Source organism: Paraburkholderia sp. RL17-380-BIE-A (assembly GCF_046028085.1).
In the GTDB taxonomy this organism is placed as follows: Bacteria; Pseudomonadota; Gammaproteobacteria; order Burkholderiales; family Burkholderiaceae; genus Paraburkholderia.
The window spans coordinates 36,406-51,828 of the sequence record NZ_JARESQ010000027.1; the positions used below are offsets into that span (position 1 = coordinate 36,406).

The 15,423-nt window shown below is 64.3% G+C and carries 11 protein-coding genes; 5 read left to right on the forward strand and 6 right to left on the reverse strand.

Translation table 11 applies throughout. The annotated features are described in order from the left end of the window. The first annotated feature begins 2 nt into the window (after positions 1-2). Positions 3-2,951: a formate dehydrogenase subunit alpha gene (gene fdhF / locus P0D68_RS32740; protein ID WP_408185331.1), complete on the forward strand. Its 2,949-nt coding sequence runs from the start codon at positions 3-5 to the stop codon at positions 2,949-2,951. 8 nt (positions 2,952-2,959) lie between these two features. Beyond that, positions 2,960-3,211 carry a formate dehydrogenase subunit delta gene (locus P0D68_RS32745; RefSeq protein WP_091800010.1) on the forward strand — a complete coding sequence of 84 codons (252 nt, stop codon included), beginning with the start codon at positions 2,960-2,962 and terminating at the stop codon, positions 3,209-3,211. A gap of 60 nt (positions 3,212-3,271) precedes the next feature. On the opposite strand, the gene P0D68_RS32750 is transcribed toward P0D68_RS32745, so the two are convergent. From P0D68_RS32750 to P0D68_RS32760, 3 genes are all read right to left on the reverse strand, one after another. Further along, positions 3,272-4,996 (reverse strand): FAD-dependent monooxygenase, encoded by a 1,725-nt coding sequence (locus P0D68_RS32750; RefSeq protein WP_408296417.1) that lies wholly within the window; start codon positions 4,994-4,996, stop codon positions 3,272-3,274. 187 nt (positions 4,997-5,183) lie between these two features. Beyond that, positions 5,184-6,389, reverse strand: a complete 1,206-nt coding sequence (locus P0D68_RS32755) for a cation diffusion facilitator family transporter (RefSeq protein ID WP_408296414.1) — start codon at positions 6,387-6,389, stop codon at positions 5,184-5,186. Further along, positions 6,386-6,745 (reverse strand): ArsR/SmtB family transcription factor, encoded by a 360-nt coding sequence (locus tag P0D68_RS32760; protein WP_408185334.1) that lies wholly within the window; start codon positions 6,743-6,745, stop codon positions 6,386-6,388. The genes P0D68_RS32755 and P0D68_RS32760 overlap by 4 nt, the downstream gene beginning before the upstream one ends. Positions 6,746-6,882: 137 nt before the next feature. On the opposite strand from P0D68_RS32760, the gene P0D68_RS32765 reads away from it, so the two are divergent. Then, positions 6,883-8,730, forward strand: a complete 1,848-nt coding sequence (locus tag P0D68_RS32765; RefSeq protein ID WP_408296411.1) for a tetratricopeptide repeat protein — start codon at positions 6,883-6,885, stop codon at positions 8,728-8,730. A 108-nt stretch (positions 8,731-8,838) separates the two neighbouring features. On the opposite strand, the gene P0D68_RS32770 is transcribed toward P0D68_RS32765, so the two are convergent. Beyond that, a complete protein-coding gene (locus P0D68_RS32770; RefSeq protein WP_091799995.1) occupies positions 8,839-10,140 on the reverse strand; it encodes an MFS transporter in 1,302 nt (433 codons plus the stop codon). A gap of 304 nt (positions 10,141-10,444) precedes the next feature. Here P0D68_RS32770 and P0D68_RS32775 point away from each other — a divergent pair, with 304 nt between their 5' ends. Both P0D68_RS32775 and P0D68_RS32780 read left to right on the forward strand, forming a co-directional pair. Continuing rightward, complete coding sequence (locus P0D68_RS32775) at positions 10,445-10,981, forward strand: GNAT family N-acetyltransferase (RefSeq protein ID WP_408296408.1); 537 nt, start codon at positions 10,445-10,447, stop codon at positions 10,979-10,981. A gap of 306 nt (positions 10,982-11,287) precedes the next feature. Further along, positions 11,288-12,430, forward strand: a complete 1,143-nt coding sequence (locus tag P0D68_RS32780; protein ID WP_408296405.1) for a hypothetical protein — start codon at positions 11,288-11,290, stop codon at positions 12,428-12,430. A gap of 82 nt (positions 12,431-12,512) precedes the next feature. Here the strand turns inward: P0D68_RS32780 and P0D68_RS32785 are convergent, their stop codons facing one another. After that, positions 12,513-13,229: a DUF2968 domain-containing protein gene (locus P0D68_RS32785; protein WP_408296402.1), complete on the reverse strand. Its 717-nt coding sequence runs from the start codon at positions 13,227-13,229 to the stop codon at positions 12,513-12,515. Between the two features lie 547 nt (positions 13,230-13,776). Continuing rightward, positions 13,777-15,267: a gamma-glutamyl-gamma-aminobutyrate hydrolase family protein gene (locus tag P0D68_RS32790; protein WP_091799982.1), complete on the reverse strand. Its 1,491-nt coding sequence runs from the start codon at positions 15,265-15,267 to the stop codon at positions 13,777-13,779. Positions 15,268-15,423: the final 156 nt, after the last annotated feature.

Here is a 15,423-nt window from a genome sequence, read left to right on the forward strand (position 1 = left end):
CCATGTCCGACGTGCTCAACTCTCCCACTGGCGGCTGCGGCTCAGGCAACTGCGCGTGTAAATCGCAAGCCCTGCAGCAGCGTGCGCCCCGTTCGTTCTTCGACGACACCGATTTCGGCACGCCCGAGCGGCACGCCGACATCGACGTCACGCTGGAAATCGACGGCCAGTCCGTCACCGTTCCCGCCGGCACCTCTGTGATGCGCGCCGCCGTCGAAGCGGGAGTCAACGTGCCGAAGCTCTGCGCGACCGATTCGCTGGAGCCGTTCGGCTCGTGCCGTTTGTGTCTCGTGGAAATCGAAGGCAAGCGCGGTTATCCCGCTTCATGCACGACGCCGGTCGAAGCCGGCATGAAGGTCCGCACGCAAACCGATCGTTTGCAGTCGCTGCGCCGCAACGTGATGGAGTTGTACATCTCCGATCACCCGCTCGACTGCCTCACCTGCCCCGCCAACGGCGACTGCGAACTGCAGGACATGGCGGGCGTCACGGGCCTGCGCGAAGTGCGCTACGGCTTCGACGGCGCGAATCACCTGAAGGACAAGAAAGACGAGTCGAACCCCTACTTCACCTACGACCCGTCGAAATGCATCGTCTGTAATCGCTGCGTGCGCGCGTGCGAAGAAACGCAAGGCACGTTCGCGCTGACCATCGCCGGACGCGGTTTCGAGTCGCGCGTGGCCGCCAGCGAAGACGTGCCGTTCATGGAATCGGAATGCGTGTCGTGCGGCGCGTGCGTGGCCGCGTGCCCGACCGCGACCTTGCAGGAAAAGACCGTGATCATGCTGGGCCAGGCCGAACACTCGGTCGTCACCACGTGCGCGTATTGCGGCGTCGGCTGCTCGTTCAAGGCCGAGATGAAGGGCAACCAGGTCGTGCGGATGGTGCCGCACAAGAACGGCCAGGCCAACGAAGGCCACGCTTGCGTGAAGGGCCGTTTCGCGTGGGGCTACGCTACGCACAAGGACCGCATCACCAAGCCGATGATCCGCGCGAAGATCACCGATCCGTGGCGCGAAGTGAGTTGGGAAGAAGCGCTTACGTATGCGGCGTCGGAATTCCGCCGCATTCAGGCGAAGCACGGCCGCGATTCGATCGGCGGCATTACGTCGTCGCGTTGCACGAACGAAGAAACGTATCTGGTGCAAAAGCTCGTGCGCGCCGCGTTCGGCAACAACAACGTCGACACCTGCGCGCGGGTGTGTCATTCGCCGACTGGCTACGGGCTGAAAGCCACGCTCGGTGAATCGGCGGGCACGCAGACTTTTGCCTCCGTCGATAAAGCCGACGTGATCATGGTGATCGGCGCGAATCCGACCGACGGCCATCCGGTGTTCGGCTCGCGTCTGAAGCGCCGTGTGCGCGAAGGCGCGAAGCTGATCGTGGTGGACCCGCGCCGCATCGATATCGTTGACACGGCGCACGTGAAGGCGTCGCATCATCTGCAATTGCGGCCCGGCACCAACGTGGCCATCGTGAATGCGCTGGCGCATGTGATCGTCACCGAAGGCCTGCTCAACGATGCATTCGTTGCCGAGCGTTGTGAGACGCGCGCGTTCGAGCAATGGCGCGATTTCGTCGCGCTGCCGGAAAACGCGCCGGAAGCGACCGAAGCGGTGACCGGCGTACCGGCCCAATCCGTGCGCGAAGCCGCCCGCATCTATGCGACCGGCGGCAACGCCGCGATCTATTACGGCTTGGGTGTCACCGAACACGCGCAAGGCTCGACGATGGTGATGGGCATCGCCAACCTCGCCATGGCAACGGGCAACATCGGCCGCGAAGGTGTGGGCGTGAACCCGCTGCGCGGCCAGAACAACGTGCAGGGTTCCTGCGACATGGGTTCGTTCCCGCACGAACTGCCGGGCTATCGCCATATCAGCGACACGGTCACGCGCACGCTGTTCGAAGAGGCCTGGAACGTCACGCTGCAACCGGAACCCGGCCTGCGCATTCCGAACATGTTCGACGCTGCCGTGCACGGCAGCTTCAAGGGTCTGTATTGCCAGGGTGAAGACATCGTCCAGTCGGACCCGAATACGCATCACGTATCCGCAGCGCTGACGGCGATGGAATGCATCGTCGTGCAGGACATCTTCCTGAACGAGACCGCCAAGTATGCGCACGTGCTGCTGCCCGGTTCGTCGTTCCTCGAAAAGGATGGCACGTTCACCAACGCGGAGCGGCGCATCTCGCGCGTGCGCAAGGTCATGCCGCCGGTGCCGGGTTACGCCGACTGGGAAGTCACGGTCATGCTCGCGCGCGCGCTCGGCTATGAAATGGACTACGCGCATCCGTCGCAGATCATGGACGAGATCGCGCGTCTCACGCCGACTTTCCACGGCGTGTCGTACAAAAAGCTCGACGAACTCGGCAGCATTCAGTGGCCGTGCAACGAGAATGCGCCGGACGGTACGCCGACCATGCACATCGACACCTTCGTGCGCGGCAAGGGCAAGTTCGTGATTACGAAGTTCATCGCGACGCCCGAGAAAGTCACGCGCAAATTCCCGCTGCTGCTCACTACGGGCCGCATCCTGTCGCAGTACAACGTTGGCGCGCAAACGCGCCGCACCGAGAACTCGCGCTGGCACGACGAGGACCGACTGGAACTGCATCCGCACGACGCGGAAGAGCGCGGCATCAAAACCGGCGACTGGGTGGGCATCGAATCGCGCGCGGGGCAAACCGTGCTGCGCGCGAAGATAACCGAGCGCATGCAGCCGGGCGTCGTGTATACGACGTTCCACTTCCCCGAATCAGGCGCGAACGTGATCACCACCGATAGCTCGGACTGGGCGACCAACTGTCCGGAATACAAGGTGACCGCGGTGCAGGTGATGCCGGTCGAACAGCCGTCGCAATGGCAGAAAGACTACTCGCGCTTCAACACCGAACAGCTCGATCTGCTGAAGCAGCGTGAGTTGGCCAACGCGACATCGGGCAAGTGAGGACGGCCATGGACAATCAGAACCTGATCGACATGGCCAACCGGATCGGCGACTTTTTCGATTCGATGCCGGACCGCGAGGAAGCGCTCGCCGGCATCGCCGACCATATTCGCCGTTTCTGGGAGCCGCGCATGCGCCGCGCACTACTCGCGGAGCTCGATGAACCGGATGCGAGCGGTATCCCGATGTCGGGCATCGTCAGGGAAGCGCTCGTCAAACATCGCGCGCAACTGACGCCCGCCGCACCCGCGACGGTGTAAGCCGCGCCGCGCTCGCGGCGCTCAACGTCCGTGCGAGTCGCGCGACTCAGGCGGCCCGGCTCACAGGGCCGCCTGCTCCGGTATTTCCCCGCTCACCGCGAACCAGGCTTCGCAATGCCGCAGCAAACCGTGCAGATCGGAACCGGTGCGCCCGCGCGCGCTGATGTAGCCGTCCGGCCGCACCAGATAGAACGACGGCCGCGTTCGGCCATACGATTCGGACAGCGACGGGCCGCCGTCGCCAGTGGTATCCGTGATGCGCCAGATGCGCACTCCGCCCGGCAGCAATCTCTCGACTTCCGCCGCCACGCGCTCCAGTTCCGGGTCGGGCGGCGGCGCATGCTTCGCCGCGGGATCGAGCGGTTTTTCGTCGACGGGCAACGGCGGCACCAGCAGAAACAGCGAGAAGAACGCCGGATCGTGCAGATCGAAAATGCAGCCCACGCCGGGCGCACGCCCCAGCGGTCCATCCACCACATGCACCAGCGCGTCCGGTGCGCGCTCGCCGGCACGTGGTCCACCGTCGAGCACACGTTCGAGCGTCAGCGGACTGCGCCGGTACTGGATCGACAACTCGCTGATGGTGAGGCGCGCGGCGTCGCGCAGCGGACCTAGCGCGGCAAGGACCGGCATCACCCGTTCGCGCAGCAGCTTCAGCGGTCCGTGATCGGCCTCCGCCATCTGAGTGATGAAACCGGTTTGCCGCAGCACGTCACGTTCGATCGGGTGACGTTCGAGGTGATAGGTATTGAGCAGGCGGTCCGGCGCCGCGCCTTTCAATACGCGCGCAAGTTTCCAGCCGAGGTTGAACGCTTCCTGAATGCCGGTGTTCATGCCCTGCGCGCCGGCCGGGCTATGCACGTGCGCGGCGTCGCCCGCGAGGAAGATGCGGCCGACGCGCAGCCGATCCACCATGCGGCTATTCACATGGAAATACGAAGACCACGCCAGATCCGACACGTCGACCCGCTCGCGCACGCGCCGGGCGATCAACGCCTTGCATGCTGCGAGCGACGGCGACGGCACGCTGTTCAGCGGCGGCTCGCCCAACACCGCGGGCGTCTCGGTCGGGGCGACGGCGGCAGGCTCGATCGCATGATCCGCGATCAGACGATGCCGGCCGTGGCCCATCGGAAACAGCGCGACCAGGCCTTCGCCTGACGCGAAGATATGAAACTCGTCTTCGGGCCAATCGGTTTCGGCGTGCAGGTCGGCGAGCAGGAAAGTCTGCTCCAGCGTCTTGCCCTCGAAACTCAAACCCAGCCGGTGACGGATCGCGCTATGCGCGCCGTCGGCGGCGATCATGTACGACGGGCGCATCGTCTCCGTGTGACCGTCCGCGCGGCGCAATGTCGCCTGAAGGCTGGCGGCGCCCTGCGCGAACATCGTCAGTTCGACGCCGCGCTCGACCGTCACGCCGAATGTGGCGAGATGCTCAGTCAGCAGACGCTCGGTCACGGACTGATCGAGAAACAGCAGATACGGATAACGTGTATGCAGCGGATCGAAATCGAGCTGCGCGAGACGCATGCCGTTCGAAAACAGATTGGCGATGCGCGCGCGATGGCCGAGCTCGAGAAACGGCTCGACCAGCCGATGCTGCTCGAGCAATTCGAGCGTGCGCGCCTGAATGCCGATGGCCCGCGAATACGGGTTCGGTTGCATGGCCTTGTCGATCACACGCACGGGGATGTGGGCACGCGCCAGACTCATCGCTGCGGCGAGTCCAGTCGGACCCGCCCCGACGATCAGCACTGGCGACGCATCGTTTGCGGCAGCGTCCATGCGGAACTCCGGAGACAACAATGCGTTCTAGTGTACGCCGCCAAGAAGTCCGCTAGGGGCGCGACGATCGCCTGCTCAACGACGGTTGCAGTGCATCAGGCGCGCAGCGAGCATGGGTTCGGCGTGGCTGCTTCTTGCTTTCAGCGCTCTGCCCGTGCCGTGACCTCGCAACGCGTTCCTGTCCGCCTCAATGCGCGTGCGGCGCATGATCCATCGCGCAGCGATGCTGCGTCGTACCAAGATCCACTTGCAGCGTCGCATGGTGCATCGAAAAACGTTCGCGCAGCGTGAGAACGATGCCGTCGAGCGATTCGTCGCCCGGATGGCCCGCCGGCATCACCAAGTGCGCGCTGAGCGCGTTGCCGGTCGTGGACAGCGCCCACACGTGCAGATCGTGAACGTCGACGACGCCCGGCTGCCCCGCCAGATAGTCGCGGATGCCTTGCAGATCGACGCCGGGCGGCACGGCGTCGAGCGCAAGGCGCACCGAATCGCGCAGCAGGCTCCAGGTGCCGGCCACCACGACCGCCACCACTAGCAGGCTCATCACCGGGTCGAGCCACGTCCAGTTGGTATAGAGAATCACGAGGCCGCTCACCGCGACCGCCGCCGAGATACCGGCATCCGCCGCCATGTGCAGGAACGCGCCGCGGATGTTCAGGTCATCCTGCTGCCCGCGCATGAAAAGCCACGCGGATATTCCGTTGATGACCACGCCGCCCATCGCCACGACGAACACGGCGAGCCCCGCCACCGGCGCCGGATTGATCAGACGCCCGATGGCTTCCGCGACGATCAAGCCGCACGCGAACAGCAGCAGCCCGGCGTTGACGAGCGAGGCCAGGATCGACGAGCTGCCATAACCGAACGTGTAGCGCGCCGACGGCCTGCGCGTAGCGAGCCAGGCGGCGCCCCACGCGAGCAGCAGGCCGAGGACATCGGAGAGGTTGTGGCCGGCGTCGGCGAGCAGCGCGGTGGAATGGGCGAGCACGCCATAGACCGTCTGGGCCACCACGATCGCGATGTTGAGCACGACCGCCAGGGCGAACGCGCGGCCGTGACCGGCAACCGGAGCGTGAGCGTGGTGGTGGCCGGCGTGGCCGTGACTGTGGGAATGGCTGGCGGGACCGTGGTTGCCGTGGTTGCCGTGGTTGCCGTGGTTGCCGTGGTTGCCGTGGCTATCGTGGCTATCGTGGCTACCGTGCTCGCCACGCTCATGCGCTTCGCTCCCTTGCCCGCTTCCCGCCCAGTCAAGTTCTGACCTGGTGTGCGCGGCGCGCGGCGCTCCGCCATCAGACTGAACGCCCTTGCTGTCGCTCACATCGAGCGGCGTGGACGCGTGCGCGTCCTCTTGATCCGCCGCAGTTCCGTTCGGGGTTTCGGGTTTCTTCATGACTGATCCAGAGAATCATTGCCGGCCGGTTCGGCCACGTGTTCGAGCATCCCGGCCAGCATCGCGCTGATATGGCGATCGGCGGCGAGGTAGAAGACCTGCTTACCCTGCCGCTGCGCACGCACGATTCGCGCCGCACGCAGCAACCGCAAATGATGGCTCACCAGCGAAGACGACAAACCCAGCGCCTCGGCGATCGCCCCGACGGCGCGCCGCTCGTCGAGACACGCCAGCACGATGCGCAACCGCGTGGGGTCGCCGAGCAGGCGAAACAGGTCGGCCAGCGGCACGATGGTATCGGCCGGGCGATCGTCGATGGCGGTAAGCGAAGTGGATGCAGCGAGGGAAGAAGCCATGATGGACGGCGGCTCGGCAGCACATATGAACATGTGCTCACACATTATAGATATCGGGACAACCGGTCAAATCGGAGCGCGCTCTGGCGAGTGTGGGAAAATGCGGCCTCTGCCTCACCCGAATGCCATCCCCCGTCATGCAACCTGTATTTGACCGCGCTTTCGCGGCGCATCGTGACGGCCGCCTCGAAGACGCCGAACGCGGCTACCGCGCGACGCTCGACGGCAACCCCGCGCACGTCGATGCGTTGCACCTGCTGGGCGTTCTACGCCACCAGCAGGGTCAGCACGCCGAAGCCGCCGAGCTCGTCCGGCGCGCCGTGAACCTGCGCCCGGAAGACGCCGCGCTGCAGTTGAACCTCGGCAACGCGCTAAAGGCGCTCGGCCAGATCGACGACGCGATCGAACAGTTCCGCAACGCGCTGACGCTCGCGCCGTCGTTCCCCATGGCGCACTACAACCTGGGCAACGCCTACGCCGCGGCGGGCCGTCACGAAGACGCCGCCGACGCGTTCGAAAAATCGTTGCGCCTGCAACCGAACGACGCCTCGTCGCACAACAACCTCGGCAACGCGCTGCACGCGCTCGGGCGTCACACGGAAGCCATCGCCGCGTTCAGGCGCACGCTGGAGCTGCGTCCTGGCCACGCCGGCGCGCTCAACAACATGGGCATGTCGCTGAACGCGCTCGGACGCGCGGCAGAGGCGATCCCGTGTTTCCAGACGGCGCTGACGGCCGAGCCGCGCTTCGTCGCCGCGCACTTCAACCTCGCCAATACGTTCGACGCCACCGGCCGCCATGCGGAAGCGGTCGAATCGTTCCGCGCGGCGCTGACCTTGCAGCCGAACCTGCCGCCGGCCATTTTCGGCATGGGCAATGCGCTCGCGGCATTGGGACGCCATGCGCAGGCGCTGCCCTATCTCGAGCGCGCGGTCGGTCTCGATCCGCAATTCGCGCTAGCGTGGCTGAGTCTCGGCACCGCGCACCAGGCGCTGGGCGCGCATGGTCCCGCCGTGCGCGCTTTCGATCAGGCGCTGCGCCTGCGCCCCGACCTCGCCTCCGCGCACATGAACCGCGCGCTCGCATGGCTCGCGATGCGCGATTTCGCGCGCGGACTGCCGGAATACGAGTGGCGTCTGCAAACCATGGCGCAGCCGGATATCCAGACGCTGCCGCGCTGGCACGGCGAGCCGATCGCGCAGCATACGTTGCTGGTCCATGCCGAGCAGGGGTTCGGCGACACGCTGCAATTCGTGCGCTTCGTCCCGCTCGCCACGCAGCGCGCGGCGCGCGTCGTACTAGAAGTGCAACCGCAACTGCTGCCGTTGCTGGCGCCTGCCGCGCAAGCCTGGCGCGTGACGCTGATCGCTCAAGGCACGCCACGACCCGCCGCCGATCTGCAATGTCCGCTGCTGAGCCTGCCGCTCGCACTCGGCACCACCTACGATTCTATTCCCGCCCGCACGCCTTACCTCAGCGTGCCGCCCGCCTACAGCCGCAAATGGCGCGGCTCGCTCGGCGGTCAGGCAAAACGCAAGATCGGCATCGTGTGGTCGGGCCGCATCCAGCAGAATGAAACACGTTCGATGCCGCTCGCCGCGCTCGATCCGCTGTTCGCGCTCGAAGGCATCGACTGGATCGTGCTGCAACCGGAGTTGAGCGCCGACGAGCGCGTGGCGCTCGACGCGCATCCGCGAGCGGCGTCGATTCATCGCTTCGACAAGCGTATCGGCGACTTCGCGGATACCGCTGCGATCATCGAACGGCTCGACGCGGTGGTGTCGATCGATACCTCTATCGCGCATCTGGCCGGTGCGCTGCGCAAGCCGCTCTGGTTGATGCTGCCGTTCGCGGCAGACTGGCGCTGGTTCGCCGGCGAGGCGCGCAGCCCCTGGTATCCCGGCGCGACACTGGTGCGTCAGCCGCAACCTGGTGCGTGGAGCGAAGTTGTCGAAACCGTGGCGAACGAATTGCGCAAGCAGTAACGGGACGCCGTGCGGTGAACACGGCGTAGCCGCTGTGCCAAAAACAAAAACCCCGCGTTCTCACGAACGCGGGGTTTTTTTTGACCCATGAACGGTGACCGCCGAAGCTCAGGCCGTCCGATACTGATCGCGCGATTCCGGCGTGCGGTACAGCACCAGCGTCGCAATCAAGCCGCAAATCGCCGCCAGACCCAGGAACAGTCCCGGCGCAGCCTTGTTGCCGGTGGTGTGAATCAGCAGCGTCGAGATAGCCGGCGTGAAGCCGCCGATCGTCGTGGCGAGGCTGTAGGCGAGCGAGAAACCGGCCGTCCGCACTTCGACCGGCATCACTTCGGTCAGCGCCACGACCATCGCGCCGTTGTAGCTGCCGTACAGGAACGACAGCCACAATTCGACCGCCAGCAAACGCGCGAACGAAGGATCCGCCACCAGCCATTGCAGCGCCGGATACGCGGTAATGATGGTCAGAATCGTGAAGGCCAGCAGCACCGGACGGCGGCCGATACGGTCCGACAGCGCACCCGCGAGCGGCAGCCAGATCAGATTCGACAGACCGATACAGACCGTGACGATCAGCGTGTCGATCGAGGACAGTTTCAGCACTTCCTTGCCGAAAGTCGGCGTGTACGCCGTGATCATGTAGAACGACACGGTGGTCATGATCACCATGCCCATGCCGCCCAACACGATGCCCCAGTTCGCGGCCATCGTCTTCATGATCTCGCCCATCTTCGGGTGATGCTTGCGTGCCTTGAATTCCTCGGTTTCCTGCAGCGAACGGCGGATCAGGAACAGGAACGGCACGATCAGGCAGCCGATCAGGAACGGCACGCGCCATCCCCAGGCGCTCATCTGGTCGGCCGGCAGCATCTTGTTCAGGAACACGCCAATCAGCGCGGCGAACACCACGGCAACCTGCTGGCTGCCCGACTGCCACGCGCAATAGAAGCCCTTGTTGCCCTTGGTGGCGATCTCCGACAGATACACGGACACGCCGCCGAGTTCGACCCCGGCGGAAAAGCCTTGCAACAGTCGGCCTAACAGAACGAGCACCGGCGCCAGCACGCCGATCGTCGCGTAACCTGGAATCGACGCCACCGTGAGCGTGCCGAGCGCCATCAGGCCGAGCGTGAGGATCAGGCCTTTGCGCCGGCCGTGATGGTCGATGTAGGCGCCGAGGACGATCGCACCGAGCGGCCGCATCAGGAAGCCCGCGCCGAACACCGACAGCGACAGCATCAACGAGGCGAATTCGTTGCCGCTCGGGAAATAGGTCTTGGCGATCGCCGAAGCGTAATAGCCGTAGACCATGAAATCGTACATCTCAAGAAAGTTACCGCTGACCACGCGGAATACTGTCTTGACTTTGGATTCTTCCGATGAGGAAGTAGCGTGTGACGCAGTAGACATGACATTCTCTGATGAGCCTGCTGCCACGAAAGAGACAGTGGCGGCCAGGCAGTTGAAACGATCCACTTCGCTCGGCAAGCGGATGCCGCGCACGGATAGAAAGAACGCGCCGGGGGCGCTGCATTTTCATGCGGGACGGATTCCCATGGTATCCGGGTAAACGTTGTGAATCATGCAGCGCTCGCTCCACGTAATGTTACCGTTGATAAAGCTGTCGCGTAATGCATACAGTTTCATTACACATGGTGTCACCTGTGGTCGCGGTAACATTTTTGCAGTCAGGCATTTCCGTTGAGCACTACCGATGCGAACCACCCCCGCTCTTTCACTGCGCCCCGCGACGCTCGCGGATGCCGCGCTCATTGCTTCGATCCACAGCAGCAGTTGGCAGGCCACTTATCGCGGCCTGCTGCCCGAAGCCTTTCTCGACGGCGAAGTCACGCAGGAGCGCGCCGCGTACTGGGAGGCTCGTCTCAGCGCGCCCGGCGGCGAACGGCGCATCGTGCTGATCGCCGAACTCGCTGGCGAGGCGGCCGGGTTTGTGTGCGTTGAACGTCAACCGGAGTCCAGTTGGGGCGTGCTGCTCGATAACCTGCACGCGCGGCCGGCCTACCAGGGTATCGGAGTCGGCAAGCTGCTGATGCGAGCCGCCGAAGACTGGGCTCGCGCGCAAGGCGAGGCGCAACTCTATCTGTACGTGCTTCAGGGGAATACGCCGGCGATCGGTTTCTACGAACGGCAAGGCTGGCAATTTGCCGGCGCCGAACCGGATCATATGGGCGGCGTGGACATTACCGCGTTGCGCTACATATACAGACTCGACCGCAGACTCGACCGGTAGAGGCGCTGCGGCGCACTTGTTCGTTATCCCAGGTTTTCCCGATCATGGAGGTACCGGCACCTCATTTCGGAACCGTCCGATCGCCAGGTCGGCTGCTTCCTGGCATCATCCTCCGCACTCCGATGGCTTCATAGCGACACGTCCCTGTGCCCCGTTTGCTCGTCGCGAGCACGGCGCCGGCGCCTCGCGTCGACGCACGCCGTGCCGTGTAGGGATGGCGTTCACGCGCATCGCACCGAGGCCCGAGTCCCCGCAGACCACGGGATCGCCGATCGGCGCTCCCCTTACGAGGCGCAGGAAAGATCGATGTCCACCATTCCGTTCACCCCGATCGAAGGCTATCTGGCGCTACCGCGCGTTCGCCCGCTGGTTCATGTGCCAGCGCCGTTCGGCCGGGACTGGGCGCTGCTTCCGCCGGGCTACAGTCTGCGGGCTGAACTCAAGGCGCTCTACGCGGCCATGCTGCGCACGTTCTGCCTGAGCGATCAGGCTATTCGTTCGCTTTGCCGATGGTCGCCGCTGGGTGAACAACGCGTGATCGCACCTGCGCATGAGCCTCGGTCTGCCGCGATAGCGGCACAGGCACCGAGCTTTGACGCATCGCCCGAGACAGCCATGCACGCGGCCGATGCAACGCCCGCCGTCGCGTCCATTGTCGGGCCCGCGTATGGAACCAGGGCGCGTGGGTATGGCAACCCTTGGGGCGCTTTAGCGGGCGGCGCCTGCGTGATCGGCGGCGCTGCGGTGCTGGCGTGGGTCGGGTTCGATCATCTCGCGCATCGTCAAATGGCCCCTCCTGTCGCCGACAGGGCATCGGGTCATCGGGACTCGCAGTCAGCAGACCTTCAGACGCCCGCCACGGTTACTGGTCGCGCGGTCGATACCGGTGCGTTGCGCGCACCTGCCGCACTTGCGGCGTCTGCGCCAGAGCGCTCACGCGTACAGCCAACATTCGCGCCTGCGTCCAGCCTTTCGGCGGCAACGGTGTCTACAACGGCTTCGGCCCAGATTCAGACTCGGGCACTGCCTTCCGCTCAGACGCGTATCTCCGCGGATAAAACAGGATCACCTCGTCACAACCGCCTTCGCGAGAAGGTCGTCACGCTGCAGAAACAAAACCGCCAGCACAGCGCACGGTTTGTCACCGCCAACCCAGCGCGACACGCGGCAGCAGTTGCCGCTAACCTGCCGCGCATCGCAGTCCCAAGGCTTGCGGCAAGCTTGCCGCCAAGTTCATCCGCTGCGGGGGCTTATTCGCCTCCAGCACCGACTCGACTCGGCGTCGACGAATACGCGGGCGTGATCATGTCCGCAGCGACGCATCCCCGCAAGATGGCGCCGCCGCACGCCGGCCCAGCGACCAATGCGTCCGGCACCAGTGAAACGGAGTGGATAACCCGCCTGTCGCAGCGGCGTGTGACCGAGGTTCCCGACCAATTCGCGAAATAGGCACGACACCAATCGCAGCAGCTTGAAACAAAAAAAAGCCCGGCCATTTCGCGAATGGCCGGGCTTACTTACATTCATGCGTCTACTTCTGAATCGGCAATCCCATCTCGGTTTGGTGCTGCAATTGCATCACTTCGCCTTGCACCTGACGCAACTGCGCCTGCGCCCTTTCCTTCTCCGCGTGCAGCGCGGCCGCTTCGCCTTGCGTCTGACGCTGATAGTCGTTGACCTTGGCCTGCTGTGTGCGAGCCACGTCGAGATCGGCTTGCAGACGTTTGGCGCGATCTTCCGATAACGCAATGATGTCTTCGATATACGCCTTCTGCGCCTGCAACTGCGTGCGACGAATCTCGACATCGGCGAGTTGCGCGGTCTGCTGGGCAAAGCCCGCATAGACCGCTTCCGCGCGCGCGGCGTCTTCGGACTTGAGCACGCGCCAGAAATGTTTGTCCTGGAACAACGCGACGTAGTACGTCATTTCCTGCGGATAGAAAAACAGACTGGCGCCGTAACTGCCGTTATACGTGGTGCGCAGTTCGCTTAGCTTTGCGTCGTGAATCATCTGCATGAGCTCGGCGACATTGCCTTGCGCAACGCCCGCCGCAGCCGGTGAGGCTGACGCCGTGTTGCGCAGCGCGTCAGCCGCGGGCTGCGGCGTCAGGGTGTTGATGGCGGGCCTCGTGCCGGCCATCGGCGCGGCCTCGCCGCCTTGCGCTGCCAGTACGAGACCGCCCTGCTGCAACAGCGCACACGAAGTCGCGAGCAGCATGGCGCGCCGTACAATTAAGGGGTACTTCATACGTGCATGCTCCATGCGAATCCAAATCAGCCGCAGATTATCGCGCGGATTGGCCCGTAAACGAAGCATTCAAATGTCGCGCGGACCGACTTTAAATCGAGATAAATGGCTGCCGAAGAATTTAGCCAAATCGCTTCAGCAATCTCGAAACAAACAAATTCGGATAAGCCGAAAATGCAACGTTCGACCTCGTTTGGATAAGCCTGAACTTATGCTGGATTGGTGCAAATCCAGCCGCGAACGGACTCGAAACAGGCGGATAGAGTGCCGGCCATGAGAAACACGCACTCCTGATTATCTGTCTCGACAACGAGACACCCGCAATTCAAAACATGCCGTTGATCTCGACGGACCACGCGACGCCCAACGCACAACGCGAGGCGACACGCCAGTCGTCGATCAATAACGCACCATGAGAACGGCACCACGAAATTCGCAAGGCGCACCATCGCAAAAAAACGGTGGTGCGCCTCGAACGAATCAGCCTCTGCAACTTAACCTTTGAACCGCGCGCCCAAGGCGCGGACTCGATATGGAGCGAGCCGCCTTAAAAACGCGTTTCGCGCGCCACTCGCAGGAAGGTATCGAGCAACGGCGTGCAGTCGAGCAACTCCGCGCCGCCCGCACGATGAAACTCCGGATGCCATTGCACGCCCATCACGAACGGCGCACGCCGGTAGCGCACGGCCTCGATGATGCCGTCCGACGCCGACACGGCTTCGATATTGAGATCGCGGCCGAGTGTCTTCACCGCCTGATGGTGAATCGAGTTGACGATCGCATCGCGTTGGCCAGGAAACATATTCGCGAGCGTCGAGCCGTCGGGGAAGTGAATTCCGTGCCGATGCTGATCGTAGTCCTCGTTGACGTGGGCGCCGGCGGTCGGCACATCGGTGGCGATGTCCTGATACAAGGTGCCGCCAAACGCCACGTTGATCAGTTGACAGCCCCGGCACACGCCGAGCACCGGCTTGCCCGACTCGATGAACTCGTGCAGCAGTTCGAGTTCGTACATGTCGCGCACGCGGTCGCCAGGCCACTCGTGGCTGATTGCCTGTTCCGCGTAAGACTGCGGCGAGACGTCGGCGCCGCCTTGCAACAGCAGGCCGTCGAGATGCTTCGCGTAATCACGCAAACGGATATTGCTCGGATGCAGCATGCCTTGATGACCGACCGTCGGAATCATGAACACCAGCACGTCGCGCGACATGACCCAATGCGCAATCGATTCCTCGAGATACTGCAAGGTTTTTCCGCGCAATCCCTTCGCACCCGGCTCCGGATGGAAGATGCGCGCCGACACGCCGATGCGCAGCGTGCGCTGCGTGATCCGTTGGCCCGCGCGATCGAACAATTGCCGCGCGCGCGCGGCGACGATGCGCCCGAACACGGTCCACGCCGAATCGTTGTGCTTCAGATAGCGCGGCGGCGACGGCGGCAATGCATTGGGCGGCGGTGGATTGGACGCGGTGAAGTCAGGCGCCGCGCCGAAACCGGGCGGCGGCGAGCCGGCCTTCTGCTCGGCGGGGCGCGGGACCTCTTCGATAACGGTGGCGTCTTCCACCGAGGTAATCAGCTCGCCGTCGACAGCTTCGCTGCTCGCGAAGGTCGGCGCGGGTTTCGGAGCAGGTTTCGCGGCGAATGTTCCAGCGCGCCGGGCTTCCTTTTCATGAACCTCGGCTTCCTGCTGCGCGGTGGATGCGGCGGCCGAACTGCGTGCTTCGGCTGCGTCGCGTTGCCGCGCCGCGTGCGGATCAGTAGGCGTGACGGCCGACGCGCTGTCGGGATCGTCGGTCGACGATCGCACGGCTGCCTGCTCCGCCGCCGGCGTGGTAGCAGACGCGGTGCCGGCATGGGTCGGCGACGTCACTGCGTCCTTGATCGGAGACTGGATGGCATCTTCGTGCGAGAGAGGCAGCGAGGCCGCCGGTTCTTCCGGCGTCAAGCCAGTTGTCGGCGTGCCGGACGGCGCTGGCGACGCCGAAGGCCGCGTCAGATCGCCGGGCTTGCCGGCGTTTTCAGGTTTGTTTTCGCTCATGACAGTCAGACAGGCGCCTTCCACGCGAACGAATGAATATGCCCTGATTATCCGCTAGCGAAGCAAGCCCCGCAAACCCGCACACAATTGCTCACATTGTTGCGACGCGCCGCAACGATTCCCGTTAAAGGGCCGCGGCGAAAGTCTGTCTGACTT